This window comes from Peribacillus sp. CSMR9 (assembly GCF_033141925.1).
Taxonomy (GTDB): domain Bacteria; phylum Bacillota; class Bacilli; order Bacillales; family DSM-1321; genus Peribacillus; species Peribacillus simplex_A.
The window spans coordinates 1-2,031 of sequence record NZ_JAOPHO010000164.1; the positions used below are offsets into that span (position 1 = coordinate 1).

The following is a 2,031-nucleotide window of genomic DNA, read 5'->3' on the forward strand; positions in this document are numbered from 1 at the left end:
AATTAACATCACAATTTGCGTCAACTCTACAATAATCCTTAATGAACTCCCTCAGTTTAATAGATAATGCTCACGAACTTAAGAGCGCGTATTATACCTCCAAAACGGAAAATAAAAGCAGCGCAAAAAAAGGGCAATATTATTTTAATCAATTTGAATATGATGGTGCGACTTCTGCTGATAATACGATTGTAGCCAATGAATGGATGAGAAATATTTTAACGGATGAATTTAAAGTTCCAGATGAACAACTTAGTGTTTTTCATTATGGATATGATACCGAATCATTCCTGAAGCGAGTGGACGAAAAATCCGATATTCAACGTCCAGCCGATAAGAAAGTGATTATTTATACGGGTCGATTGAATGAGTTTAAAGGAGTGCATCATTTAATAGGGGCACTTATGCAATTAAAGGAAATCAGAAATGATTGGGTTTGTTGGATAGTTGGAGACGGTCCCCAGGAAATGGAGTTGAAAATTAAAAGCAAGGCCATGGGCTTGGAAACTGACGTGATCTTCTTGGGGAGACGGGATGATATTCCTTATTTGTTATCCATTTCGGATATCTTCGTTCTTCCAACCTTGATGGAAAACCAGCCTTTGTCAGTAATAGAAGCACAAATTACTGGAAAGGCTGTAATCGCCAGTGATGTGGGAGGAGTACCTGAAATCATTGAACATGGAATTACAGGTGTATTAACACCTGTAGGGGATGAAAAAATGTTAACCATCCATATAGATTATTTATTAGAGCATGAGCCCTATATGAAAAACCTTGGAGAAAATGCCAAAAAATGGGGTATTAATCACTGGTCTCTGGATAAAGGTGTTCAAAATGTGCTAGGTGTATATGAAAGCGCAATTACCAAAAGGAAGAATAAATAATGACAACTAAGAAGGTGCTGACCACTCCGATTGCGTCAGCATCTTTTCTTTTCCCTTTCTTTTTTAGATAAAGCTAGGTACCTGTTTAAGCGAGTGGTGGCCGTATAACATACAATACTGAAAACATATAAAAGGAGTATGATGTATGAAGGCTATCGTGACAGGAGGGGCTGGGTTCATTGGTTCCCATCTCGTTGAAGAACTTATCTTAAATGGTGCCGAGGTCCATGTATTGGATAACATGATTTCCGGACACACAGAATATGTACATCCCAATGCCATCATCCATACTGTAGATATATGCAGCGAGGTAGCTGGGCAAATCATTGTGAGGGAAAAGCCAGATGTCGTTTTCCATTTGGCTGCACAGGCGGATGTGAGTCGTTCCATTCTTGAACCCCAATATGATGCCGATGTGAATATCAATGGAACAATAAATATTCTTAAGGCCTGTCATGAATCTTCTTCTGTAAGTAAACTGATCTTTTCCTCTACATCAGGTGTTTATGGTAATTTACAGAAAGACTTGATTTCCGAGGATGATCTGACAGGACCGATTTCTTATTATGGATTATCAAAACTGACTGCCGAAGCATATATCCGATTATTTCATCAGCTTTATGGGCTCCCGTATACGATTCTCCGTTATGGGAACGTTTATGGGCCCAGACAAACAGCAAAAGGAGAAGGCGGAGTCGTCGCAGTCTTTTTAGAAAAACTCAAAAAAGGGATGCCTTTAAGCATTCACGGTGATGGCGAACAAACTCGTGATTTTATATATGTGAAAGATATAGTACATGCCAACATCGCTTCGGTGGATCGAGGTAATCAAGAAACGATCCAGGTAAGCACGGCACAGAAAACATCAGTAAATCAACTATTGAAAATGCTAACACAAATTCATGGCTCCAAAGTGAATACAGTCCATTCAGCCGGAAGAACTGGAGATATCAAACACAGCTGCCTTGACAACAGGAAAGCACGGCAATCGCTGAATTGGTATCCAAAGACTGATATTTTTAATGGGTTATCAGAAACCTATACTTTTTCATGTAGGAAATAGTTTCAGTTTCAATTTAGCCTATTAACTTAAGAGGCGGGGTAATGCTATTATCCTTAACCTTTCCTTACTAATTTACATGTG

At 38.9% G+C, this 2,031-nt stretch carries 2 protein-coding genes; both read left to right on the plus strand.

Annotated features, from left to right (window positions below):
- Positions 1-41: 41 nt before the first annotated feature.
- Positions 42-887 carry a glycosyltransferase family 4 protein gene (locus tag N9I19_RS24565; RefSeq protein WP_317779303.1) on the plus strand — a complete coding sequence of 282 codons (846 nt, stop codon included), beginning with the start codon at positions 42-44 and terminating at the stop codon, positions 885-887.
- Positions 888-1,032: 145 nt separating this feature from the next.
- A complete protein-coding gene (locus N9I19_RS24570) occupies positions 1,033-1,950 on the plus strand; it encodes an NAD-dependent epimerase/dehydratase family protein (protein ID WP_317779304.1) in 918 nt (305 codons plus the stop codon).
- The last annotated feature ends 81 nt before the right edge of the window (positions 1,951-2,031 follow it).

Bases quoted from the DNA above. Each gene is read 5' to 3' on its own strand.
- N9I19_RS24565 (WP_317779303.1), top strand. From the start codon at position 42: ATGAACTCCCTCAGTTTAATAGATAATGCTCACGAACTTAAGAGCGCG.
- N9I19_RS24570 (WP_317779304.1), top strand. From the start codon at position 1,033: ATGAAGGCTATCGTGACAGGAGGGGCTGGGTTCATTGGTTCCCATCTC.